The organism is Nocardia sp. NBC_00511, assembly GCF_045161165.1.
Taxonomy (GTDB): domain Bacteria; phylum Actinomycetota; class Actinomycetes; order Mycobacteriales; family Mycobacteriaceae; genus Nocardia.
Map to the genome: position 1 here is coordinate 1297876 of NZ_CP107849.1, position 24225 is coordinate 1322100.

Annotated in this window: 24 protein-coding genes and 1 pseudogene; 16 read left to right on the plus strand and 9 right to left on the minus strand. The window is 67.4% G+C overall.

The features are described from left to right. Window positions 1–37: 37 nt before the first annotated feature. On the minus strand, window positions 38–376 hold the full coding sequence (locus OG300_RS06360; RefSeq protein WP_405493090.1) for a hypothetical protein: 339 nt from the start codon (window positions 374–376) through the stop codon (window positions 38–40). A 356-nt stretch (window positions 377–732) separates the two neighbouring features. Between OG300_RS06360 and OG300_RS06365 the strand changes: the two genes are divergently transcribed. After that, the gene (locus OG300_RS06365) at window positions 733–1623 is read left to right on the plus strand and encodes a helix-turn-helix domain-containing protein (RefSeq protein ID WP_405493092.1); all 891 of its coding nucleotides are present in this window, start codon (window positions 733–735) and stop codon (window positions 1621–1623) included. Further along, entirely contained in the window at window positions 1511–1813 is a 303-nt protein-coding gene (locus OG300_RS06370; protein WP_405493094.1) for a DUF397 domain-containing protein, read from the plus strand. Before OG300_RS06365 ends, OG300_RS06370 begins: the two co-directional genes overlap by 113 nt. 44 nt (window positions 1814–1857) lie before the next feature. On the opposite strand, the gene OG300_RS06375 is transcribed toward OG300_RS06370, so the two are convergent. Beyond that, window positions 1858–2304: a hypothetical protein gene (locus OG300_RS06375; RefSeq protein ID WP_405493096.1), complete on the minus strand. Its 447-nt coding sequence runs from the start codon at window positions 2302–2304 to the stop codon at window positions 1858–1860. Between the two features lie 267 nt (window positions 2305–2571). Between OG300_RS06375 and OG300_RS06380 the strand changes: the two genes are divergently transcribed. The 8 genes and pseudogenes from OG300_RS06380 to OG300_RS06415 all read left to right on the plus strand — a co-directional run bounded on the left by OG300_RS06380 (window position 2572) and on the right by OG300_RS06415 (window position 12224). Further along, complete coding sequence (locus OG300_RS06380) at window positions 2572–3717, plus strand: LLM class flavin-dependent oxidoreductase (protein WP_405493098.1); 1146 nt, start codon at window positions 2572–2574, stop codon at window positions 3715–3717. Window positions 3718–3874: 157 nt separating this feature from the next. Then, entirely contained in the window at window positions 3875–4999 is a 1125-nt protein-coding gene (locus tag OG300_RS06385) for a GGDEF domain-containing protein (protein WP_405493100.1), read from the plus strand. Continuing rightward, entirely contained in the window at window positions 4980–5258 is a 279-nt protein-coding gene (locus OG300_RS06390) for a (4Fe-4S)-binding protein (protein WP_405493102.1), read from the plus strand. Before OG300_RS06385 ends, OG300_RS06390 begins: the two co-directional genes overlap by 20 nt. A gap of 214 nt (window positions 5259–5472) precedes the next feature. Further along, window positions 5473–8532, plus strand: a complete 3060-nt coding sequence (locus OG300_RS06395) for a non-ribosomal peptide synthetase (RefSeq protein WP_405493104.1) — start codon at window positions 5473–5475, stop codon at window positions 8530–8532. Then, window positions 8532–9209 (plus strand): formyltransferase family protein, encoded by a 678-nt coding sequence (locus OG300_RS06400; RefSeq protein WP_405493106.1) that lies wholly within the window; start codon window positions 8532–8534, stop codon window positions 9207–9209. Before OG300_RS06395 ends, OG300_RS06400 begins: the two co-directional genes overlap by 1 nt. Before the next feature lie 172 nt (window positions 9210–9381). Further along, window positions 9382–10616, plus strand: a pseudogene (locus OG300_RS06405) (cytochrome P450). Window positions 10617–10697: 81 nt separating this feature from the next. Further along, a complete protein-coding gene (locus OG300_RS06410; protein WP_405493108.1) occupies window positions 10698–11465 on the plus strand; it encodes a 2-phosphosulfolactate phosphatase in 768 nt (255 codons plus the stop codon). 144 nt (window positions 11466–11609) lie between these two features. Further along, entirely contained in the window at window positions 11610–12224 is a 615-nt protein-coding gene (locus OG300_RS06415; protein WP_405493110.1) for a hypothetical protein, read from the plus strand. A gap of 18 nt (window positions 12225–12242) precedes the next feature. On the opposite strand, the gene OG300_RS06420 is transcribed toward OG300_RS06415, so the two are convergent. The 3 genes from OG300_RS06420 to OG300_RS06430 form a co-directional block, all read right to left on the minus strand. Further along, complete coding sequence (locus OG300_RS06420) at window positions 12243–12725, minus strand: hypothetical protein (protein ID WP_405493112.1); 483 nt, start codon at window positions 12723–12725, stop codon at window positions 12243–12245. A gap of 222 nt (window positions 12726–12947) precedes the next feature. After that, complete coding sequence (locus tag OG300_RS06425) at window positions 12948–14045, minus strand: diguanylate cyclase domain-containing protein (protein WP_405493114.1); 1098 nt, start codon at window positions 14043–14045, stop codon at window positions 12948–12950. Between the two features lie 551 nt (window positions 14046–14596). Then, the gene (locus tag OG300_RS06430) at window positions 14597–15778 is read right to left on the minus strand and encodes an AI-2E family transporter (protein WP_405493116.1); all 1182 of its coding nucleotides are present in this window, start codon (window positions 15776–15778) and stop codon (window positions 14597–14599) included. A 302-nt stretch (window positions 15779–16080) separates the two neighbouring features. On the opposite strand from OG300_RS06430, the gene OG300_RS06435 reads away from it, so the two are divergent. The 4 genes from OG300_RS06435 to OG300_RS06450 all read left to right on the plus strand — a co-directional run bounded on the left by OG300_RS06435 (window position 16081) and on the right by OG300_RS06450 (window position 17952). After that, a complete protein-coding gene (locus OG300_RS06435; RefSeq protein WP_405493118.1) occupies window positions 16081–16326 on the plus strand; it encodes a CsbD family protein in 246 nt (81 codons plus the stop codon). Window positions 16327–16339: 13 nt separating this feature from the next. After that, window positions 16340–16909 (plus strand): hemerythrin domain-containing protein, encoded by a 570-nt coding sequence (locus OG300_RS06440; RefSeq protein ID WP_405493120.1) that lies wholly within the window; start codon window positions 16340–16342, stop codon window positions 16907–16909. Window positions 16910–17099: 190 nt separating this feature from the next. After that, the gene (locus tag OG300_RS06445; RefSeq protein ID WP_405493122.1) at window positions 17100–17396 is read left to right on the plus strand and encodes a hypothetical protein; all 297 of its coding nucleotides are present in this window, start codon (window positions 17100–17102) and stop codon (window positions 17394–17396) included. A 190-nt stretch (window positions 17397–17586) separates the two neighbouring features. Further along, window positions 17587–17952 (plus strand): STAS domain-containing protein, encoded by a 366-nt coding sequence (locus OG300_RS06450; RefSeq protein WP_405493124.1) that lies wholly within the window; start codon window positions 17587–17589, stop codon window positions 17950–17952. Window positions 17953–17965: 13 nt separating this feature from the next. Here OG300_RS06450 and OG300_RS06455 read toward each other — a convergent pair whose 3' ends face one another. Genes OG300_RS06455 through OG300_RS06465 form a run of 3 tightly spaced genes read right to left on the minus strand, consistent with a single transcriptional unit; the run spans window position 17966 to window position 21176 of the window. Then, complete coding sequence (locus tag OG300_RS06455) at window positions 17966–18409, minus strand: response regulator (protein ID WP_405493126.1); 444 nt, start codon at window positions 18407–18409, stop codon at window positions 17966–17968. Further along, window positions 18406–20034 (minus strand): CHASE3 domain-containing protein, encoded by a 1629-nt coding sequence (locus OG300_RS06460; protein WP_405493128.1) that lies wholly within the window; start codon window positions 20032–20034, stop codon window positions 18406–18408. The genes OG300_RS06455 and OG300_RS06460 overlap by 4 nt, the downstream gene beginning before the upstream one ends. Continuing rightward, entirely contained in the window at window positions 20016–21176 is a 1161-nt protein-coding gene (locus OG300_RS06465; RefSeq protein ID WP_405493130.1) for a PP2C family protein-serine/threonine phosphatase, read from the minus strand. Before OG300_RS06465 ends, OG300_RS06460 begins: the two co-directional genes overlap by 19 nt. Window positions 21177–21620: 444 nt before the next feature. Between OG300_RS06465 and OG300_RS06470 the strand changes: the two genes are divergently transcribed. Further along, a complete protein-coding gene (locus OG300_RS06470; protein ID WP_405493132.1) occupies window positions 21621–22457 on the plus strand; it encodes a SigB/SigF/SigG family RNA polymerase sigma factor in 837 nt (278 codons plus the stop codon). A gap of 108 nt (window positions 22458–22565) precedes the next feature. After that, the gene (locus tag OG300_RS06475; RefSeq protein ID WP_405493134.1) at window positions 22566–23051 is read left to right on the plus strand and encodes an anti-sigma factor; all 486 of its coding nucleotides are present in this window, start codon (window positions 22566–22568) and stop codon (window positions 23049–23051) included. On the opposite strand, the gene OG300_RS06480 is transcribed toward OG300_RS06475, so the two are convergent. Next, the gene (locus OG300_RS06480; protein ID WP_405493136.1) at window positions 23043–24140 is read right to left on the minus strand and encodes an enolase C-terminal domain-like protein; all 1098 of its coding nucleotides are present in this window, start codon (window positions 24138–24140) and stop codon (window positions 23043–23045) included. The two genes, OG300_RS06475 and OG300_RS06480, sit on opposite strands and share 9 nt — an antisense overlap. Window positions 24141–24225: the final 85 nt, after the last annotated feature.

Here is a 24225-nt window from a genome sequence, read left to right on the forward strand (position 1 = left end):
AACCGAAGTTTCCGCTACAGCAGGTAACGTGTATTTCCTAGCGGTCGTCCGGCCGCGTAATCGGCAAAACGGCCCAGCGTGCGTAGGTCGCGTGCGGGTCGACGGTGATCAAGTCGACCACCTGAATCAGGGGGGCCGGGGGAGTCGACCCGAGATGTTCGAGGCTGGGCGTGAGAACCGCATCGACGTCGGTTCGGAGCACCACATTGATCAGTCTGTCCACCGGCGTCGCAACCCGCTCGCTGAACACCACCGTCTTCGTCAACGAATAGCCCAGACGCCTTGCCATGCTGCGGATCTGAGCCTCGTCCCATGTCTGCCGAATGCCGGAGACGTCGCTGCGCAGATACCCGATCGCCGTGGGTTGCGATCGCATCACAGCCTCCCGACCGGTACGGCGGTGTGCGTCCGCTCGCTGCTGATTCTTGTCTGAATTGTTCTGACTGACAGCCCATTTCGATGGCGCGGCTCCCGCCTGTCGACAGCGGGCGACATTGCGGCCGTCAATATCAGGATGGTGGTCGAAATGAAGGCGATCATCACGGTCATGGTGGGCTCCGATCCTCGGCTCGCACGCGAGAGGTCGCGTGTATCGAGGAGACCGTGGACGCGTGTTCTGAACTGCCCGATCCGGAAGTCCGGAATGATTGACTCGAAATGCCTGCGCGATGTCCGCTGCGGTCGCACACTCGTTCCCGGAACGGTTGAAATCCACGTACCGGGGTGGTCCCGATGTCCGACAGTGAGAGCAGCACCCTTCCCCGCCGCCAACTTGGGCGTTACCTGCGTGAGGCACGTGAGGCCGCGAATCTCACCTTGGATGAGGCGGCGCGGCTGATGGAGTGGGGCCGAAGCACGTTGCAGCGGCTCGAAAAAGGGCAGACAGAACGCGTGCGAGTCCGTGAGATCACGGATCTGTGCGAGCTGTACAGCGTGGCGGAGGATCGCAGCGCCGTCCTCACCGGGCTGGCGCAGCAGGCTCCGGTCAGATCGTGGTGGCACGCCTATGGTGACCTCATACCGGCGAACTTCAATCTGTATGTGGGGCTGGAAGCCTCGGCCCGCCGGTTGACGGTGTACCAGCCGTTGATCGTTCCGGGTCTCCTCCAGACCGCCGCCTACGCACGCTGTTTGGATCGGACCTATTTCGCGGATGAGACCGACACAGAACTCGAGCGGCGCGTCGAGGTGAGGATGCGTCGTCAGGCCATCATCTCGAGGACCCGTAAGCCCGCTGCCGCTTCGATCGTGCTGCACGAAGCGGCAGTGCGCACTCGTGTGGGAGACCGGCACGTCATGGCCGCACAACTGCGCCACCTCGCGGATCTGACGACGCGCGAGAACATCGACCTTCGAGTTCTGCCCTTTCACGCCGGGTATCCGATGGGAATGCCACTGCCCCCGTTCGTCATCCTGAACTTCGGAATCGACGCGAAGGGCAGACCGATCGAGCCGACAGTCATCTTCGCTGAGAGTTTCACCGGCAGTATGTATCTGGAGCGGACCAGCGATGTGGACAGGCATCAGGCAGCATTCGAGAGGGTGCGATGCGCCGCATTGGACGCGCGGCTTACGAGAGATCTGCTCCGCGAGATGGCAAGGGAGAACGAGAGTGGATATTGACCCCGGCGACGTGCGCTGGTTCACGTCACGTCATAGCTCCGGCGGACAGGAATGCGTGGAAGTCGCCTTCCTCGACGAATCTCGAGTGGGAGTCCGTGACTCCAAGGACCCTGATGGCGGGACTCTGGTTTTCGACGCGACGGCTTGGGACACCTTCACGGCTGCGGTTGCCGACCGAGGACTCGAATGAGCTGACGGTGGCGAGTTGCGGCCGTCTGGAGTGCCGAGGTCGGTTCAGCGAATACGGCTTTCGCAGTCTTCGAAGTCCGCACCGGTTTGAAAACAGTCGTTGAGGCCACTTTGGATGTCGCTGTTCGTCGGCGGTTCGCCGCACAGAAGTCCGCACCGCTGGTAGTTCGGGACCGTCGAGCCGTCGGGCCAGCGGCACGTCTGTGAATTGCAGTTGTAGCCGCGCGAATTGGGGTCCATCGGGATTGGATCACTGCTGTAGGACCATACGAAGGCATCGGTGCGCTGCACTTGAACGCAGTAGACGGTGCGGCCATTGGAAAGCCTCCCGACTGCCCCGTGATCGCCGCAGTACCTGTTCAGTTGTGCGGTTGGCGCTGCCTGGGCTGCCGGTCCGGCGCCGGCTACCGAGGCCAGCGGGACGAGCAGTGCCGCGATGACCAGACCGAACAGTCGGCGGTGCCGGAATCCGTGCCTGACGGTTTGCTGCATAGTCGGTCTCCCTCGTCGGTCTTCCAGTTCCGCTTCGTGTGCCCAGCGCGGTGGACAAGTATCGTCGGCCGTCCGCGTGTTGAAATCGGCCACCGTATCGGGAGGTCGGCCAGTGCAGTGCCGCAACAGGATCGGTCGGCCTGCTGGGTTGAGGCCGGATAATTGTTTGTGCTGCAACAGGGTTCATGGATGGTGCGACGGGGAGGAGTTGCCGGCGGGATAATCGAACGGGTTCCGGTTCGCGTGGGATGGCGAGAGGAGACTGTTGTGGTGGGCTCTGGGGTGAAGGCGTTTTCGGTGGGGACGATGGCGGGGATCAATCCGCCGATCGGGGCGGCTCGGTTCGTGGTGCGGATGGCTCGGGCGGGGCGGTTGGATTCGGTGTTGGCCACGGATCATTTGGTCGGGGTGTTTCCGAAGGCGGCGTGGGACGGGGAGTTCTCGCCGCAGGCCAAGGGGAGTCCGGACGAGCAGTTCGACTTCGCGCCGCTGCTGGCACATTTGGCGGCGGGGGCCGGACGGGTGCAGTTGGGGGTGGGGGCCACCGATCCGCATCGGAGGCATCCGGTGTTGCTGGCGCAGACGTTTTTGACGTTGGCGCATATGACGAAGGTGCCGCCGATTCTGGGGATCGGCTCGGGGGAGCGGGAGAATCTGGAGCCGTACGGGTTCGAGTGGAATCGGCCGGTGGATCGGCTGGAGGAGGCGTTGCAGATTTTACGGGCGGCGTTGAGTTCCACGGGGCCGATGGACTTTTCGGGGAAGTACTACCAGATGGACGGGGCCCCACTGGATTTGACGGCGCCGCCGGGGCGGATGCCGCAGATCTGGGTGGGGGCGCACGGGCCGCGGATGCTGGAATTGACGGGGCGCTACGGCGACGGGTGGTATCCGTGGGAGGCCATGTCGCCGGATGAGTACGCGCGACGGCTGGGGGTGGTGCGGGCGTCGGCGGTGGCGGCGGGACGCGATCCCGAGGCGATCGTTGCGGCGCAGATGCTCTCGATCGTGACCGCGCGCACCCCGGCCGGTGTACAACGCCTGCTGCGCACACCGTCCGTCCGCTATGTCGGATTGTTCGCACCGGGGGCGGTGTGGGCGCGCTGCGGGGTGAAACATCCCTTCGGCGAGGACTTCCGCGGCCTCATCGATCTCATGCCGCATCGCCTGACCAAAGCCGAAGTGCGCGAAGCCAGTGCCGAGGTCACCGAGGAGATCCTGCGGGAGTGGCTGCTGGTCGGCACGCCGCGCGAGATCCTCGCCCGGGTACGGGCCCTCGCGGACGCCGGACTGCGGCACGCCATCATCTTCCCGACCTCGGCACTGGTATCCGGTGGCGACGCGGCATTCGGCTATGGCGTGGTGCTCTGGCTCGCCGCCCAACTCCGGCGAGCCGCACCCGACCAGGAGTAATGGCGGCGGACACCATAATTCGCTGATGTGACATGGGTTACATTGGCGAGGTAGCCGCTATGTGGCTGAATAGGATTCGCGCATCCGGTCGGGGCGGTTGCCGGGATGCGTGGTCGCAGGTGTGCAGGAGGGTTTGTTCGGCGCAGAGGGGTAATGCGTGCGAGATCAGCTTCGAATGCTCGGCGGATGGTGGCGCGAAGACGTCGACTATCGATGGGTCGTCGGCGCACTCGCCGCCCGCTCCACCCTCGGCGTGCTGAGAGCCGCGATCGGACTGTGCGGACTGGCCGGACCGACCATCGGAATGCTGACCGTACTGTCCGCGCAGGGCCCGCAGAATCAGTTGGCACGCATCGCGCTGTGGGTGCTGATCGCCCTGGGCGTGGTGTGGACCCTGCACTGGTGGCTCGGCGGCTGGCCCTCGGAATGGGAATCGTTGCTGCTGGCCGCATCCGCCGACGTCTGCATCACCCTGGTGTGCGCATTGAGTCCCGGATACGTGGTCCGGTCGGTGGGCATGATGCTGCTACTGATCGTCGGCGTGTACGTCAGCGCCTTCCACGGCACGAAAGCGCTTGCGGTCCACACGATCTGGTCGCTCACCGCCGCCGTGCTGCTGGCCGTCCCGATGTTCAGCAGCGGCGACATCAGCTCCGCGGTGATCCTGATCCTGGGGATGGGCGCGGCCGTCGTGGTCCCGCCGGGCCTGCAATTCTGCTACTGGGCGCTGCGCAGCGAGATGCTCTCGGACCCGCTCACCATGCTGCTGAGCAGGCGCGGACTCGACTATCACTCGGCGGGCATGTTCGCCCGGCCCGGCCCGATCCCGGTCTCCGTCATGATGATCGACCTCGATCGCTTCAAAACCGTGAACGACACCTTCGGGCATTCCGCCGGTGACGATGTCCTGGTCCGCACCGCCGAACGCCTGCGCCGGGCCGCACCCGCCCACAGCATCGTGTCCCGCTTCGGCGGTGAGGAATTCGCGATCATCGTGCGGATGCCCGTGGAGGACGCGCGCGCGGCGGCCGAACGCCTGCTGCGGGCGGTCGCCGAACCGATCGGGTCGATCTCGGTCACCGCGAGCATCGGGCTGGCCGTATTCCACGCCCCGGCGGCGCGGCCGTGCGATCAGCCGGTGCGCGAGGTGATCCGGTCCGCCGACACGGCCATGTACCAGGCCAAGCAGCGCGGCGGCAATGCCGTGGTGGTCGCGGGTAGACTTTCCATGCTCTCACCAGCATCGGAAGGTAGGTCGAATCATGTCCGACATCGTGCGTGAAGATCAACCTGAACCACGTCCGGCGATCCGTGAATATCCCGCGCCCGGCATCGTCATCACCTGGGAGGCGCAGCGCTGTAAGCACGCCGCCGAATGCGTGCACGGACTGCCCAGCGTCTTCGACCGCGACCGCCGCCCCTGGATCGACCCCGCGGCCGCCACCGTCGACGAGATCGTCACCGTCATCGACCGCTGCCCCAGCTACGCCCTGGGCTACCGCGCCGACGACGGCCGCGTCCGCACCGCCCCCGCGGAGTGATCCCGCTCTCGATGTGCACCTGCACAACCAGACTCACGACAGCCTGTGGAATTGCGGAATCCGTTGTGGTCGAACTGCTTTCGCGACGTGCAGCGGAATCGGATGAGAGAAAACACACACCGTAGCTTGGCGTTTGCGGACCCTAGACTGTGTGCGAGTTCCGGCCGGAGTGGCTCCGGCGGGCCCGTACGCGCGTCTAGAGGAGTCGATCCAGTTGAGCAGCGCCTTCCGTCGCCGCATCTCGCCCACCGAGTGGTTGTATCTGTCGGCACGGGAGGTCCACCCGCACTTCCTGATTCAGGTCGCCGTCGAAGGTATGGGCAGCCTCGATCCGGACAGTCTGCGGCAGGCGGTCGATCTCGCTTCGCGCGCACACCCCGGGGCGCGACTGGTGCGCTCCGGCAAGGATTGGGTCAGCGAGGGCGGCACCCCGCGGGTGCGGGTACTGGCGAACGCCACCCTCGACTACGACCGCCTCACTGACGACGCCGTCCTGAATTCACCGCTCGCCCGGCCGGATTACGTGTCCGAAGCCCCCAACTGCGAGGTCGTGCTGCTCACCGCCGACCCGGTGACGGTGATCTTCCGGGCCTTCCACGGCGTCATGGACGCCAAAGGGTTGCAGATGTGGGCGGGTGACGTGTTCCGCGCCCTGCGCGGCGCACCCGTCGAGGGCGCGGCGGACGCGACCACCGACCACGAACTCGCACACCGGCTCGGCATTCCCGGAAAGCCGGTGGCGATGGTGCCCCGGTTCCGCTCCCCGGTCGGCCGTGGCGCCGATATCGCGGGACGGCCCTTCCTGCTGCGACACCGCACCGTGCCGGGCGTCGGCGCCGCGACCGTGGCCCGCATCGGCCAGATCATCACCGACACCATCGGCGGGCAGACCCGTCTGATGATCCCGGTCGACCTGCGTCGCCACGATCCCGCCCTGCGTTCCACCGCCAACCTCACTCTGCCGCTGTTCCTGGACACCGTGCCGGGGGAGAGCTGGCGCGACATCAACGGGCGCATGGTGTCCGGACTCATGCGCCGCGACGAACTGAATCAAATGAAATCCCCTGGCCTGGAACAGATTCCCGAACCGATCGCACGCAGAGTGATCCGCGGAGTCGAAGCCGTCGGCCGCAAGGTGGATCGAAACCTGTGCTCGGCCATCGTCTCCCACGCGGGCAAGATCACCCTCGAGGACTTCGCCGGACCGGACTTCATCCCGACCGGCATCGTCGCCATCCCGGCGCACACCGGACTCGCGCCGATCAGCTTCGCGATCGTCGAATCCGAGAACTCGACCGGAATCACGGTGTCGTGCCGCAACGGTCGCGGCGTCGCCGAACGACTGGAACGATTGCTCGACAGCATCGCCGCCGCACTGACCGAACCCGCCGCACCGGTGGTGACCGGGAACGATTCCGCACGGACGCTGGTCGACGTACTGCGGGAGCAGGTCGCCGCACGACCGGAGTCGCCCGCGATCGTCGGACCCGATGGTGAACTCACCTACGGGCAGCTGGGTGCGCGCTCGACGGCCATCGCGGCCATCCTGCGCGCGAACGGCGTCCAGCGCGGCGATGTGGTCGCCATCGTGTCCGGCCGCAGCCTGCTCGGCCAGGCCGGACAGTGGGGAATCCTCGAGGCCGGCGCCGCCTTCCTGCCCCTCGACCCCAAGCATCCTCGCGAGCGCCTCACCGGAACCCTCCTCGACTCCGGGGTCCGACTGTGCCTGGTCGAACGCGAGCACGCCGATCTGGTCGGGGACACCGTGCCGACGCTGATTCTCGAGGATCTCCCCGAAAGCGGCTACGACACCGTCGATTCCGGCATCACCCCCGGTGATGTCGCCTACGTCACCTACACCTCCGGCTCCACCGGTCGCCCCAAGGGCGTGCGCGTCACCCACGACGGGGTCGTGCACTACCTGCGCGCCGCCCTCGACTGGTACCGCCTGACACCTGAGACCCGGTACGCCCACTACCACACGCCCGCAGCCGATATGGCGTGCATGGCGATGGTGTCCCCGATCATCGCGGGCGGCACCGTGGTGCTGGTACCTGGCGAGATCAACCACCTCACCCTGGCGCACATGTTCGGCGCGGACGGGGCCGACACCCTTTTCCTGACACCCAGTCTCGCGGAAGTCGCACTGCGGCAGGACATCCGACCGACCGGCATGCGCACCGTCGTGCTGGGCGGCGAGCAACTGAGCCTCGATCTGGCCCGCCGCGTGCGCGAATTCTTCGGTCCGGCAGTGCGATTGGTCAACAGCTACGGTCCGACCGAGGTGACCCTGGTGTGCGTCTCGCATGTCCTCAGCGGCACCCGCTCACCCGGCGCGGCTTCGACTCCGATCGGACTGCCCGCCCCCGGCGCGACCGTGCACTTGCTGGACGCCGACGGTCAACCGGTCCCAGACGGCGAGTCGGGCGAACTGTACGTAGGTGGACCGCAGGTCGCGGCGGGATACCTCGAACGGCCGGAGCTGACCGCCGAACGCTTCGTCACCATCGCCGGCGAACCCACCTACCGGACCGGCGACCTGGTGCGTCGCCTCGCGGACGGCACCCTCGAATTCACCGGTCGCGTCGACCATCAGGTGAAGATCCGCGGCAATCGGGTGGAACCCGACGAGATCCGCTGTGTCCTGGAATCGCATCCCGAGGTCACGGCCGCGGCCGTCATCAGCCGCCGCCGCGAGGAACACAGCGACCACGTCCTGGACGCCTACCTGGTGCCCGCCTCGACGGCACCCGACGGGCAGCCCGATGATCGAGCGCTGCGCGACTTCCTGGCCCAGCGGCTGCCGACCTACATGATTCCGAGCGCCTTCCATCGACTCCCGGAACTGCCGCTGACCAGTAACGGGAAGACCGACCGTCTCGCACTGGCCAACCTGCGCGACGGTGTGGCCGACGCGACCGAGCCGACGGTCGAAGCGGAATCCCCGCAGGCAGTCCCGGCGTCGACGACCCCTGCGCCCGAACCGGATCCGCTGCTGGAGGAAGACCCCGAGTCCGACATCCGACGCCAGGTGGCCGAGATCTGGGCGCGAATCCTGCGCTGCGACAGCGCAGAGCTGGGCGCGGACTCCGACTTCTTCGCCCTCGGCGGCGATTCCCTGGCCACCGTCGAGATGCTCGCACAGGTCTCACGCCAGGTCGTCGGTTCGGCGGCCGAACAGGCCTTCGTCGCCCAGGTGGAGGGCCTCATCCACCATTTGACGTTGGACCGGGTGTGCGCGGCCGTCGCCGCGGCCGGAGCGGGAGAGCACTGATGATCTTCATCGGACACGGATCACTACTGTGGCGAGCGGTCGACTTCGCCGCTGCCGCAGGCCATTCCGTCGACCTGGTGGTCGTACCCGACGCGGCGGCCGCCGGTGACCGGCAGCTGCCGGTGCTGGCCACCGCCGACGCGAACGCCGACGCCGACACGATCGCGAGCGCCTCGAGCGACAGCATCGTGTTCTCGATCAACAACCCCACCATCCTGCGGGAACCGCTGCTGGACAAGGGATTGCGCATCTACAACATCCACAACGGCCTGCTGCCCCGGCATCGCGGCCTGCCGGAGGCCGCCATCGCGCACGCGATCCTCAACGGCGACACCACCTATGGCGCGACCCTGCACGAGATCGACGCCGGTGTCGACACCGGAGCGGTTCTCGACACCGAGGAATTCCCGATCACCGACGCCGACGGCTTCCAGGACATCATGCTCAAGGGCCTGCGCGCCTGCACCACCCTGTTCGAACGCAACCTCGACGCGATCGCGACCGGCCGCATCACACCGCGACCCCAATCCACCGAGGACAGCGGCTATTACGGCCGCCAATCCCTGGGCCTGCTGCGCGAACAGTCCGACCACCCTGACTTCGCTCGCGCAACGGACCTGGGCATCTTCGCGATGTACTACCCCGAACTGGCGGCTGCCCGCAGCGTCCAGAGCTGACGTAGATCCGGCGGATCACTCGTAACCCCGTGTCGCACAACCCTGTGCTGCCCGTGCCCGTCCAGGACCCCTCGCGCGATCCCGCACACCTGGGTAGGGTTGCTTCGTTCCGCGTCCGGGATCTGCGGTGTTCGGCAGCGGCGGAGTGTTGTGCACCGCGTGGAGTCCGCCGATGACAGAGTCACCCGCCCGTACCTCGCACCCCGCGCCGTTCGAATACAACGGCCCCCGGACCCCCATGTACACCGCCGAATTCGCCGCCGACCCGCACCGGGCCTACCGGGAGATGCGCGAGAAGCACGGGGACTTCGCCCCGGTCGAGCTGGCCCCCGGCGTACCCGCGACGCTGGTCCTCGGATACCGCACGGCGGTAAGGATTCTCAACGACCCGGACCGCTTCCCCGCCGATCCGCGCGTCTGGCAGCAGGGCGTGCCCGCCGACTGCCCGGTGCTGCCCATGATGCAGTGGCGGCCCAATGCCCTGCGCAACGCCGGTGACGAGCACGCCCGCTACCGGCAGACCAATACGGCGGGCCTGACCGGCATCGACCAGTACAAGCTGCAGGACACGGTGGAGCGGATCGCGGTCGGGCAGATCAATTCGTTCTGCGCCGCCGGAACCGCGGACCTGGTCCGCACTACGCCTTTCCGCTCGCCTTCCAGGTGCTCAACCAGGTACTGGGTTGCCCCGTCGAGATCGCCGGGCAGGCGGCCGAGGGATTCCGCGCCATCTTCGAGGGCGTCGGCGCGGAACGCGGCAACAAACTGCTCGTCGACGCGCTGCTGCGGCTGGCCCAGCACAAGCGCGCCCAACCCGGCGACGACGTCACCACCCGCATGCTGCGCCACCCCACCGGGCTCAGCGACACCGAGATGGTGCACCAGCTGGCCACCCTCTACGGCGCGGGCATCGAACCGCAGCAGAACCTGATCATCAACGCCCTGCTGCTCATGCTGGTCGACGATCGATTCGGCGGCAGCGCCCTGGGCGGCAGCCTCTCCACCCGCGACGCCCTCGACGAGGTGCTCTTCGACGATCCGCCGATGGCCAACTTCTGCATCAGCTTTCCGCCGCAGACCACCCTCATCGAGGACTACTGGCTGCCCGCGCATCAGCCGGTCCTGATCAGCATGGCCGCCTGCAACACCGACCCCGCCATCCGCGCCGGAACCTCCGCCGGAAACCGCTCGCACCTGGCCTGGGGTGTGGGCCCGCACGCCTGCCCGGCCAGTACCGTCGCCTACCTCATCGCCCAGCAGGCCGTCGACCAGCTGCTCGACGCGCTGCCCGATATCCGCCTGGCCGTGCCCGCCGCTGAATTGTCCTGGCGGCCAGGCCCGTTCCACCGTGCGCTGAGCGCTTTGCCCGTCACCTTCACGTCCTCCCCACCGCTGCCCGAGCACTGAGGGCCGTTCGTACGGCTGTAGTGTGCGAGGTTTCCCCGGACGGTCGATGGGGGAAACATGTTATCTCGCAGGGGAGTTGGTATGTCGGATATTCCGGACTGGTCGAAGCAGCGCTCGTGGGGAGTGCGGCTGGACTGGGGCCTGGCGGGGGCGCGGGCGCTGGGTCCGGGCAGCGCCGCCGTCATCGTGGTCGACGTGCTGTCGTTCACGACCTCGGTGTCGGTGGCGGTCGACGCGGGCACCCGGGTGCTGCCCTACCCGTGGCGTGACGACACCGCCGCGGAATTCGCTGCCGCCCAACGCGCCGAGCTCGCCGTCGGACGCAGCGCGGTCTCCGCGCGGCAGCCGTGGTCGCTGTCGCCCGCCGCACTGCGCAGTGCGCCCGCGCCGCAGCGGCTGGTGCTGCCCTCGCCGAACGGCTCGGCCATCTCCGCGGCGGTCGAGGGCGTGCCCGTGCTCGCCGCCTGCTTGCGCAACGCCCGGGCGGTGGCGGGCTGGATCGCCGAACAGGGCTGGGGCACCGCGCAATACCCGATCGCGATCATCGCCGCGGGCGAGCACTGGCCCGGGCAGGACCTGATGCGGCCCGCCGTCGAGGACTGGCTCGGTGCGGCCGCGGTCGTCTCCGCGCTGGCCGCGCTCGGCGTGGGCCCGCTCTCGCCGGAAGCGTCGGCGGCCAAGGCGAGTTACGAGGGCATCGCCGACATCGGGGCACTCGTCACCGGGTGTGCTTCGGGACTGGAGTTGGCGGCCAACGGATTCGGTGCGGATGTCGCCGTCGCAACCGAACTCGAAGCCAGCAAAGCAGTGCCGGTGCTGATCGACGGAGCGTTCGCCGACGCCTCCTGACCTGCCCGGATATTGCGGTACGGCCTACAAAATCGCGGTCGTTGTAACTGTTTCGTCAGATATCAAGAGCGCCAGCAATTTCTGGGTACATGGTGTTCAAGCCGGGCAGGACCCGGAGCTACGAAAAGTTATGAGAGTACGACCATGCGTAGAGCAACGGCGCTCTTCGCCGCATTACTGTTGGCCATCCTCTTCTCCATCACCTACATGTCCAGTCCGCAGGCCTCGGCCGACGACTGCACGGGCGACTGGTCCATCGGCATCGGTGGACTCGGCGACAACTCGTCGTCGACCTTCGCTCCGTACGTGAACCAGCCCGTCGGGTACAACTCCGCCGATCCGATGTCGGGGTACAACGAACTCGACCGGTTGTTCTGGTTGCACCGCAACGAGTGTCCCGCCGACCACATTCGGTTGATCGGGCACAGTGAGGGCGCGGGCATCCTGCATGCCTGGGTCACCGCACACCAGGATGTCGATAATGCCAACGCCATTCTGCTGGCGGATCCCAAGCGCGACGCCGGGCCCGGTTGGGCCGGACTGTCCTCCACTCCGGGTAGCGGTATCGTCGGGTATCCGCTTGCGGGCGTTGACGATTGGTTCGGGTCCTTCCCGGTGCTGACCGTCTGCAATCACGATGACCAGATCTGCGACACCTCCGCCGGTTGGTGGGGTTACCTCTTCGGAGGCGCGCATGGTCGATACGATTTCAACGTCTGGGACTACGGCGACTGGGATTCCGGCGTCTGGTACCGGTAATCGGTGAATCCATGGGGATCAGTAGCCGAAAGGCACTGGTCCCCATTGGCTGAATCCATGACCCATCGAGGTGCACACGGCCGCGCCTTTGAAGGTGATCTGACAGGTCGCTCCAGCATAGGTGAGCGAATACTGCGGGTCGTGAATGTTCGCCGCGTCCACCCGCGGCAATCCGGGATTTCCGCCGGGCAGCGTATGGCTGCCGTTCGAGCCCCACTGGGGCAGCGCGGGAGCGGACACCGAATTGATAAGAATCGCAGGCACATTCGGAATGGGCACCTGCACCCCGGCAATCAACACATTCATCGTCGACGCCGGCGCCGCGAGGTCGCAACCCACCGCGCCGTCCGCCCCGATCGAGCAGTTCCAGTCTCCGAGAGCGAAATACGCCGTGCCATCCACCACGGTCGGACCGGGCGCGGCGTCCGCCTGCGCCGCGCCCACTCCGAACAGGCTCGCAACCACCCCTAGAACACCGCCACACACCGCCGCGGCGGCCACCTGCACAGCCCTGGACACGGGCATCTCCCTCGGTAAAGAATGAATCCTGGCGCTAATCGGCCATAGACAAAAACTATCACTTTCCGGCGTGTCGGGGGCGGATCTGTCCAGGGGTCTTACACGAATTCCGGGCGGGCGCACCGGAAATGGCGGTGGGGTGGACGGTGAATTTGTTTCGCGGTGCGAACAAGACCGGTCTGTATCCGTCCGTGGCGGTCCCCGCTATTCGGCGTTCAGGTAGGCGCGGACCGCCAGCGGCTCGTCCGCGACGACGCGATTTCCGCCGAGCTGTTTGGCCTGATACATCGCGAGATCCGCACGCTGCAGCAGGTCTTCGGGGGCCGGGCAGAAGGCGTCGTGGGTGGGGTCGAACACGGCGACGCCGATGCTGACGGTGATCGGGATATCGGGGTCGGAGGCGACGGCCCGGCGGAAATGTTCGGCGTCGGCACGAGCGGTGGCCAGACAGCGTGGCCCGGCCACCACGAATTCCTCACCGCCGGTCCGCGCCACCACCAGATCCGGGCCCGCGAGTGCGCGCAGTTGGTCGGCGGTGCGAATGAGGACCTGATCGCCCACCGAATGACCGAAGCGGTCGTTGACGCTCTTGAAACGATCCAGATCGGCGATCATCACGCAGATCCGGTCGGGGCCACGGGTGTCGAAGAGCCGGGCCAGATGGAAGTCCAGGCCCCGCCGGTTCACCAGCTTGGTCAGCGGGTCGGCCAGCGATTCGGCGCGCACCAGCCAGAACATGAACTGCAGCGAGGGCAGCGCCACCACCAGTGCCGTCGTCACGACCAGCACGATCGACACCGCCAGGTACACATCGCCGCCGTGCGACACCAGCCGCCAGGTCAGCAGCAGCACCGACAGCACCGCCCAGGCGGCATGCGCGGCAAGGACTTTGGGGCCGTGGAAGAAGGTCAGATACGACCCGGTGATCACCAGCTCGCCGAGGCCGAGCGACCCGTACACCCGATCGGTGTCCTGCAGGCACGCCACCGTGATGGTCACATCGGCGACGGCGAACAGCACCAGCGACTCGGTCGAACTGGGCCAGCGCAGCAGCCACCAGCGCAGCGTCCAGGCCGCCGCGATCGCGACCACCACCCCGAAGACCACCATGCCGACGGTGCCGGACGGACCGGCGGGCGAGGCTGTCGTCGCCGCCGCGTTCACCCCCAGCAGCAGACCGCCCGCTCCGACCGAGAAACGCACGGCGTTCAGCATCGAATTGCGTTCGAGCACATGGACGAGCCACCGGTGATCCACCGGATCGTGCCACCACTGCTTCAGACGCACCGCGCTGCTGACCATGGGCCCCAATCGGTATCAACCGCACCCGCACGAATTACTGCCCGTTCGCGAGACCGCGTCGGCGCGCTCTCACCCCACAATGGCCAGTGTAGGGCGGGTGCGGCCGAAGCGACCGATTGGTGGGTGCCCAGGGTGCTGTATCACACGTTGTCGGTCACCAACCGCAGTTCAGGCCGTTGCCAACGCGGATCTGGCTTCGGCGGAATCGGTTCCGGGGGCGCGGGGACCGGCTGCGGCGTCGCCGGTCCGGGGACCGGTGGCAGCGGCGACGGGGTGGGCATCGGGGGTGTCGGAACCGGGTCGGGAGGTTGGATCGGCGGGACCGAATCGGTGCGTCGCGATCTGCCGACGGTCGTTTCCTCGGTTGCCAAGCGCTGCAACGACTGTCGTTCCATCGTGCGGTGGAGCAATTCGACGGCGGTGAGGGCGGAGGTGGCCGAGCCGCGTTCGGAAGTGCGCACAGGGGTTCTCCTCGGGTCGACCGGATACAGCGGCCGTACCACCGGACCGGCCGGGTAAACGGCCGCGGCGCTCCGGTCTTCGGGGGCCGCTCACGCGGGGCTCGGGTTTGCGTCCTGGTCGAGCCGGGGGAACAGCATCTCCCGGACCAGCAGCAGGCCCGCCGCGGCCACCGGGATGCCCAGCAGCGCGCCCAGCACGCCCATCAGTGAGCCGCCGATCAGCACGGCCACCACCGTCACCACCGCGGGCACCCGGACGGTGCGGCCGATGATCCGGGGGGCCAGTAGATAGTCCTCGAGCAGCCGCAGCACCAGGAAGAAGCCGATCGTGGTCACACATACGGGCAATGAGACGGTCAACGCCACCAGGGCGATGATCACACCGGCCAGTGTCGAGCCGATCAGCGGGATCAAGTCCAACACCGCGACCAGCACCGCCAGCACCAGAGCGAAGGGCACCCCGAAGACGGTCAGCCAGATGAAGGTCAGTACCCCGGTGATCAGTGAGATCAGCAGGTTGCCGAGCACGTACCCGCCGACCTTCGCGAAGATCGCGTCGCCGATCAGAATCGCGCGCGGCCGCCTCGTATGCGGGAACAGTCGATACAGGTTGGCGCGCAGGCTCGGAAAGTTCGCCGAGAAGTACGCGGTCAGTACGGCGACGATCACCGTGCTGGTCACCGCGCCGAACACCACCTTGCCCGCGCCCACGAGGCCGTGGCCGATATCGTCGGTCTTGCTGTTCACCGCGTCCTGCACCTTCTGATCGAGATGGATGCGATCGGCCGCGCGCCGCAGCGCCGGATAGGTGTCCTCGATGTGGTGCAGCTTGCCCGGGGTATCCCCGATCAGGGCGTGACCCTGATTGATCAGCGGCGTGATCGCGGCCGCCAGGAACCCGCCCAGTGCGATCAGCACGACCAGGAACACCAGCGCCACCGCCACACTGCGCCGGACCCGATGGCGTGCCAGCCACGACACCGCCGGTTCGATGCCGATGGCCAGGAACAGGGCCGCCACCACCAGCAGCAGCGCCTGGTGCGCGGCCAGCACCACCTTCACCGCACCCACCGTGACCAGCACACCGGCGGCCGCGGTCAGGCCCATCATGAACGGGGAGCGCCGATCGAAGCGCTTGCCGGGCTGGCCGAGTGGAAAGCGGGAACTGGTCAGTTCGCTGGCATCGGCTTCGGCGGCCGTGATCGGTTCCGGCTCGCCATCGGGATGCGGCTGCCCGACCCATTCGCTGTGCGGGAGTTCCTTGTCGCTCATCCGGCCACCGACCGGGTGGAGTGCACGGTATGAGATTCGTAAATGGCTGTGTCGGAATATGTTTCGTCCCGGTCCGCCGAACTGTGCGGCCCGTGGACGAATCTCTGCTGCGGGCCGGTCACGGTGCGCTCCTCGAGTTCGGTCTGGACCCCGGGGCGATACCACCGGGAGCGCGCGGTAAACGAGCTACGCGGGCACGCCGCCGAGAGAAGTTGAAACATCAAGGGCTGGAATCTGTTTCGGTGCCATCGGCCGGGGTACGGCGGGTTTGTCTCTGTAATTCGAATTTCGAGGAGCATCCCATGTCCGAGCACGACAAGAGTGGACCCCGTGAAGGCGCGGAAGGCATCGCCGAAGGTGTGAAGGGTAAGGCCAAGGAGGTCGCCGGCGCGGTCTTCGGCAAGGACGATCTGCGCGCGGAGGGCCAGAGCCAGCAGGACAAGGCCGACGCCCAGCGCGAAGCCGCCAAGCGCGAGGCCCAGGCCGACAAGGAGCGCGCCGAGGCCGCGGTTCAAGAAGAGCGTCAGCGCTCCCACCAGAATCGGTGAAAGGCGGTTGTCGATGACCCAGGGGAATCAGTCGGATGTGATCGACCTGCTGCTCGCACAGCACGGTCGGATCAAGGGAGTGCTGGAGCTGGTGCGGATCAGCGCCGGAGCCGAGAAACAGCGGCGCTTCGACGAACTCGTGCGGCTGCTCGCGGTCCACGAGAGTGTCGAGGCGGAAGTGGTCCACCCCGCGGCACGCCGCCATTCGGTCGGCTCTGAGATCGTCGACAGCCGTCTGCACGAGGAGCGCGAGGCCGAGCGGATGCTGGCCCGGCTCTACGAAATGGGTGTCGAGCATCCCGAATTCGACTCCACGTTCCGCTCTTTCGCCGACACGATCGTCGCGCATGCGGAACTGGAGGAGAAAGAGGAGTTCGGTCCGCTGCTGATCGACACCTCCGTGCCGGAGCGGGTGCGGCTGGCGGGTGTCGTGCGTTTCGCGGAGGCCCTCACACCCACCTATCCGGATCCCGGTGGGACCGCGATGCCGAGTGCGAATCTGCTGGCGGGACCGCCGATGGAGATCTTCGCCCGCATTCGCGACACGCTCCGTGACTGGAAGTGGCAGAGCAGCAACGCCTGACCGCTCGCGCACCGGTGTCGATGACGCCACCGGTGCTCGCGTCTATCCGAACCGGTACGAGGGTCCAGGATTTCTCTTGCCGGTAATGTGAAAGGCGGTGTGGCGCTACGAATGTCGCAATAGAATTCATGGGGCGCACACAGCAGCGATCCGTACCTGCGACAGGCCGGGGGTTGTCCGGATGAACGCGATGAGTCTACGAAAGCCGCACACGGTGGTGGTTTCCACCGATGTCGGCGCCGAGATACCCGGCGCCGATTGGAATTCCGCGCTGGAATATCTCCCCAGTATCGGCTCGGCCTACCTGTGTCGGCGACTGCGCGAACAGCAGGCCGCCCAGGTCGTTCCGGCCGAGTGCTGGCCCGGGGACGCCACCGCCACCGCCTGCTGGGAACTGTGCGTCCCGGACGACGAGTACTGGCGCTTCACCGAGATGCTCGGCCGTTCGCCCACAGGTGAATTCCCGGTCACGCGCACTCGCCCATAGCCCCGCGTAGCGGCGACGCCTACTGGGCGGCGGGCCCGTTCCCGAGCGCTGACCGGCGGTTCGCCCCGGTTTCGAGTGCCGTTTCCGCCATGTTGTGGAGCCGCCCGCCCGGTCGTCGATATACCCTTGCATCGCAGAGTTGTTCGATGCTGCCCGTAAGTCGGCAGCCGGGCGCAGACAAGGAGTGGCCGTGACCGACAGTGGAGTCTCGCGCATGTTGACCGTGGCGCACAGCCGGGTCGACGGCATGCCGGTGGTGGCGGCTCAGGGGGAGATCGACATCACCTCCGCGCCGCAGCTGCGGTCCGCGCTGGAGACCGTGCCGGACGGCGGACAGCCGCCGATCGTGGACCTGTCGCAGGTCGCGTTCATGGGGTCGGTCGGACTGAGTGTGCTGCTGGCCGCGTCCGAGCAGGCCAGCCCGCAGCGGCTGCGGGTGGTGGTGTCCTCGCAGGTGCGCCGCCCGATCGAGGTGACCGGGCTGGACCAGGTGCTGGCGCTCTACGACACCCTCGATCAGGCGTTGGCCGCCGGGGAGAGCTTCCTGCCGGGCTGAGGTTTTCGGGTGTTCACCGGTGCGGCGGCAGCCGCACCACCTGGACGAAGAAGTCGTCGATCCGCTTGATGGCGGACATGAACTGTTCGAGATCCACGGGTTTGGTGACGTAGGCGTTGCAGTGCAGTTGGTAGCTGCGCAGGATGTCCTCGTCGGCCGCGGAGGTGGTGAGGACCACCACCGGGATGGTGGCCAGCCGCGGGTCGGCCTTGATCCGGGCGAGCACCTCGCGCCCATCGTATTTGGGCAGGTTGAGATCCAGCAGGATCAGGTCGGGGCGGCAGGCGTCGGCGTGTGCGCCGGTGCGGTACAGGAAGTCCAGCGCCTCCGCGCCGTCCCGGCAGACGTGCAGGGTGTTGCCGATCTTGTTGTCCGCGAACGCTTCCCGGGTGATCAGTTCGTCGGCCGGATCGTCCTCGACGAGCAGGATGTCGATAGGATGGCAGCGCACGGTCATGAATGAGATCCTTCGTCGGGGTCGATCGGCGGGTGCGGCGTATCCGGCCGTGGCTCCGCGCTACCGACCAGGGTGAAGCACAGCCGGGTGCCTGCGGTGTATGCGGTGTCGAGCCAGATGCGTCCGCCGTGGTACTCGACGATCTTCTTCGCCATCGCCAATCCGATTCCGGTGCCGCTGTATTCACTGCGATTGTGCAGCCGCTGGAAGATCACGAACACCTTCTCGGCGAATTCGGGCTGGATGCCGATTCCGTTGTCCCGCACCGAGAATTCCCACCCGGTGTCCGCCGGTTCGCAGGTGATCCGGATGTCGGGTGCTTGGGCGCCGTGGAATTTGATGGCGTTGCCGATCACGTTCTGCCACAGCACCGTCAGCAGGGCGGGCTCGCCGGTGATGGTGGGCAGGTGTTCGGGGCGGCTGATGCGCGCACCGCTGTCGGTGATGGCGATCGCCAGATCGGTCACCGCGCGATCGAGTGTCCGGTCCAGGTCCACCGGCTGCCCGCCGTCGCTCACCCGGCCCACCCGTGAGAACGCGAGCAGATCGTTGATCAGCACCTGCATGCGTTTCGCGCCGTCGACGGCGTATTCGATGTACTGGGTGGCACGTTCGTCGAGCTGCCCGGAATAGCGCTTCTCGAGCAGCTGGCAGAACGAGGCGATCTTGCGCAGCGGTTCCTGTAGATCGTGCGACGCCACATAGGCGAACTGTTCGAGTTCGGCGTTGGAGCGCCGCAATTCGGTGGTCTGGGCGTCGAGGAAGGCCTTCTGCTCGGCGAGCTGCGCCTGCTGCGCCCGCGAGGATTCCAGCTCGCTGACGATGCGCCTGCGCATATCGTCCACGGAGGTCGCGACCGCGGCGACGTCGGCGGGACCGTGCACGTCGATGCGGTAGGCGAAATCGCCGTCGGCGACCCGCCGCGAGGATTCCATCAGGTACCGCAGTGGCCGCGCGATGAGCCGCCGCACCAGCACGGTGAGCACCAGCCCGGTGGCCAGATATCCCGCGAGCAGTCCGTAGAGGGTGCCGTCGCGCAGGGCGCGGGCGTGGTCCAGTCGGTCGGTATCGGCGCGGACCTCATCGGTCAGATGCTGGTTCTGCTGGTCGAAGAGCTGACGGATGTGATCGAAGATCTGTTTGCCCTGCGTGGCGGTGGCGTCGCTCTGGGCGCGGGCGGTGGTGCCGGCGGCGAGCAGCGGCTCGACATAGGTGCTGCGCCACTGCCCGGCCGCGTTCTCGATATCGGTCAGGTCGGTGACGAGCCGAGTGTTGTTCGTGCCGAACAGTTCCCGCAGCTGCTGGGTCGCCGCCCGCTCGGCGGTGAGGCCGTCGGTATAGGGCTGCAGGAATTGCGGATCGCCGGTGATGGCGAAGCCGCGGACTCCGGTCTCCTGATCCAGCAGGGCGGTCTGGAAGGCGAGTGCGTCGCGCTGGGCGGGCATGGAGTGGTTGATGAGCCGGTTGTTCGCCTCGGTGGCGGTGACCAGGACGCGCGCGACGAGGGCTGCGCTGATCACCACGACCAGCACCATCGCGCCCAGGACCAGCTGGAACCAGGCCTTGATGGTGAGTCGCCGCACCAGTTCGCGCGGGAATCGGGGTGTCACCGTTGCGGCGGGCACCCGTTCTCCTTCCAGTACAGATAGAGCAGCGCGACATCGTCGTCGAAGCCGCCGGCCGGGGCGGCCAGCTCCTCGACCTGATCGATCAGGGTGTCCGCGAAGCCTTCCGGCGTGTCGGCGGTGATGCCGCGCGCCAGGGCCAGCAGCCCCGGTTCGCCGAGCCGGTCGCGCTGGGCGTTGACGCAGCCTTCGAACAGGCCGTCGGTGAACAGCGCGATCGCCGTGCGGCCCGGCAGTTCGATGGTGGCCTCGGGCCAGTCCGCTTGGCCGGGAAGGAATCCCAGTGCCGGACCGCCCGCCGTCTCGACCAGATCCCAGTTCGGCACCGACCCCACCAGCGCGCCCGGATGCCCGGCGCGCAGCACCCGGGCCCGGCGGTGGGCGGGGGAGAGGGTCAGGGTGGTGGCGGTCGCGAAGGTGCGGGGGTCGGAGCGTTCGGCCAGCAGCACCTGCTCCAGCAGTCGCAGCTGGCGGGTGCCGGTGACGCCGCTGAGAACCAGTGTGCGCCAGGCCAATCGCAGGGCGACCCCGGTGGCGGCGGCGTCGGCGCCGTGTCCGGCGACATCGCCGACGACGGCGTGAACCAGGCCGTCGGCGTCCTCGACCACGTCGTAGAAGTCACCGCCCAGCAGGGCGTGATCGCGTCCGGGCCGATAGCGGGGCACCACGGCGACAGCGCATTCCGGGCTCATCAGCGGGGTCGGGAGCAGTCCGCGTTCCAGGCGCGCGTTCTCCTGCGCGCGCAACTGACTGGCGTGCAGTGCGACGCTGGTGCGCTCGGCCTGCTTGCGCTGGATGGCGTAGCGCACCGCGCGACCCAGCAGATCGGGTTCTACCCGGCCCTTGACCAGGTAGTCCTGTGCACCCGCGGCCAATGCGGCCAGGCCGCTGACGTTTTCGTCGAGGCCGGTGAGGACCACGATCGCGGTATCGGAGAGTTCCCGCAGCCGCGAGAGGGCCTGCAGGCCGTGCGCGTCGGAGAGATTGAGGTCCAGCAGGATGCAGTCGGGGCGGGCGCGCCGCAGATGGTCGGCTGCCTCGGCCAGAGATTTCACCCAGTCCAGGCGAATTCCGGGGGCGACGTCTTCGACGAGGGCCTCGACCAATAGTGCGTCACCGGGATCGTCCTCGATGAGAAGCACGTTCGACAGGGTAGGCACTGGCTCGTGGCCTGCCGGGCTCGGCAACGCACGGACTCCGATCACCTTCGATGCGAACAGCGCAACGTCCGGCCCCGCGGCCGGTGGCTGGACCGCTTGGCCTTCAGATCGTATCCGATGGGCACGGCAGCGGGTCCGAGTGTGGCGCTCGGATCCATATTGTCGTGCGGGCGCGGCGGTGCGACGCGCGAATCCGGCTGGTATTCACCAGGTTCGGCGGTGTGTCGATGCGTAGCGGTCCGATCATCGCAGTTATCTGAACGTGATTGGTGTCGGCGAAAAATATCGACTCTCGAATCTGGTGCTCTACCAGGCAAAATAGCGATCTCCCCGGTGGTGGATTTGGCATCGGGGGTTTCAGATGTGCTCTGATGGGTACAAAACCAGCACAACCGAATCCTCGGTCTCCACAGTGAGGAAATGGACATGTCAAGTGAATACCAGAAGCCGTCGCGCACGTCGAACGACGGCGAAGGCCGCGGCAATTCATACGACAACATCGAGCCATCCCTGGTTCGGCTGGCAGCGCTGCCACCCGACAGCACCGCACACGCTCGGCTGCGCGACGAGATCATCGCCCGCTGCCTGCCCCTGGGCGAGCACATCGCCCACCGCTACAGCGGTCGCGGCGTCGACTACGAGGACCTGGCGCAGATCGCCGCGGTCGGCGTGATCTTGTCGGTGGATCGTTTCGATCCCGCCAACGGCGCGACCTTCCTGTCGTACGCGGTGCCCACCGTCATGGGCGAGGTCAAGCGCTACTTCCGTGACAGCACCTGGGCGGTGCGCGTGCCGCGCCGCATCAAGGAGGTGCAGCAGCGGCTGCTGGGCGCCATTTCGGAGCTCTCGCAGCACCTGGGTCACCCGCCCACCGCACGGGAGCTGGCGGCCCACCTGGAGGTGGATCTGGCCGAGGTGACGCAGGCGCTGATCGCCAATAACGGCTACAGCACCGATTCGCTGGACGTCGCGCCGGCCTCGGGCGACGGCGAGCGGACGATCTCGCTGGTCGAGAAGCTGGCGGTCGAGGATCCGGGCTTCGATCTGGTCGAGGACTCCATCACCGTGGGTCCGCTGCTGGCGGCGCTGCCGGAACGCGAACGCGAGATCCTGGTGCTGCGTTTCGGTGAGGGCAAGACCCAGGCCGAGATCGCGCGTCAGATCGGTGTCTCGCAGATGCATGTCTCGCGGCTGCTCAATCGGACCCTGGCCGGTCTGCGCGAACAGGCGCTGGAACCGCAACGGCACCTGCAGCCCGCGTGAACGATGGGCCGGAAGCCCGGTCGCGGAATGCTCGACGGCCGCGACGCTTCCGGCCCCCAAGCACGGTGCGGTGAATGAATCCGGCCCACCCGTGGATAATTCAGGACGGTGGTCGCGGCGCACGCCGGTGTGTCGCGCGACGGTGCCGATCTGGAGGCGAGGGTGGTCGTAGAGAGCTCCGAGGTGGAGCCGCAGCTGGGCGCGGGTGAGATCGAGGTCCGCGTGCGGGCCGAGGCCGGCCAGCTGTTCATGCTGCGGGCGGTGGCCGAAACCGTCCTGCTTTCAGCCGATTTCACCCTCGACGTGGTGACCGACGTGCGGGTGGCGCTCGACGAGGTGGCCACCGCGCTGATCGGGACGGCGGTACCCGATTCGGCGCTCGACTGCGAATTCCATTACGACGCGGACGCGATCGGCGTCGCGGTGCGCGCGCTCACCGAATCCGGTGCGGGCCCCGTCGAAGGCGGCCTCGGCTGGCACATGCTCGAGGCCCTCACCGACGCGGTGGAGTCGGCCACCGAACCCTACGACCCACAGCGGGCCGGGTATCCGGTGACCGTGCGCTTCACCAGGTTTCGTCGCTCGTCACGCTAGCGGCGCGGGCGAGATCCGGTAGGCCGCCGCGCTCGCGGCCAGGCGCATGCCGTGGCCGTACGGGTCGGCGTCGGTGCCGCGCGGTCCGATGCGGCCGTCGATGACGTGTGGTGCGCCGTCCACCAGTAGTGATTCGAGCTCGGTGTGGTCGGTGAACCATTCCAGGTGTCGTAGTCGCCGGACGGCGGTGGCCACGCCCGCGTGCAGGGCGGGGGAGCCGTGGGTGGAGATGTCGCGGTGGTGGGCGGCGGCGAGGACGGCGGCGCGGTGGAAGCCGGTGTAGCCGCCGCAGCGGGTGAGGTCGAGTTGCAGGCAGTCGACCGCGTCGATGAGGCGGGTGGCGTCGGTCTCGGTGTAGATGTACTCGCCGGCGGCGACGGTGCAGTGCACGGCGTCCCGCACGCGGCGCAGTCCGTCCGGGTCGTCGCTGGTGACGGGTTCCTCGAACCAGACCACGCCGAGCCGGTCGAGTTCCGCGCCGACGCGTCGCGCCTCGTCGGGGGTGTACGCGCCGTTGGCGTCGACCATCACCTGGGTGCGGGAGCCGACGAGCTTGTGTACCAAGGCGATTCGGTCCACGTCGCGTTCCGGCTCGGCCCCGATCTTGATCTTGACCGCGGTGCAGCCCGCCACCTCCCAGCCGATGACCTGCTCGCTGAGCTGGTCATCGGTGAGGTTGACGAACCCACCGGACCCGTAGACGGCCGCGGCCTCGCGCACCTTCCCGAACCAGGCCGACAGCGGCACCTGCAGCAGCCGGGTCTTGAGATCCCACAGCGCGATGTCGACCGCGCTCAATGCGTGCGCCACCACCCCGGTGACGCCGAGGTTGCGGCACGCCTTGCGCATCCGCAGCCAGGTGTCGGTGATGTCGTCGGGCGAGGAACCGCGCAGCAGCGGCGCGAGATGCTGCTCGATGATGATCGCGGCGGCGGGTGAGGTGTAGGTCCAGCCCAGCCCGCGCTCGTGCCCGGCGGCGATGCTCACCGTGACGGCGGTGGTGGCGTCCCAGGTCAGTGTCCCGTCGGATTCGGGATGCGTTGTGGGGAAACGGAATACATCGGTGGTGACCTCGTCGATGGCGTTCACGATCGCGGCTCCGGCAGGGCGTCCGCCCGGAGCTCGGCATCGATCTGGGACATGAGCGTTCCCTCCACTGCGGTTGGGGTACACG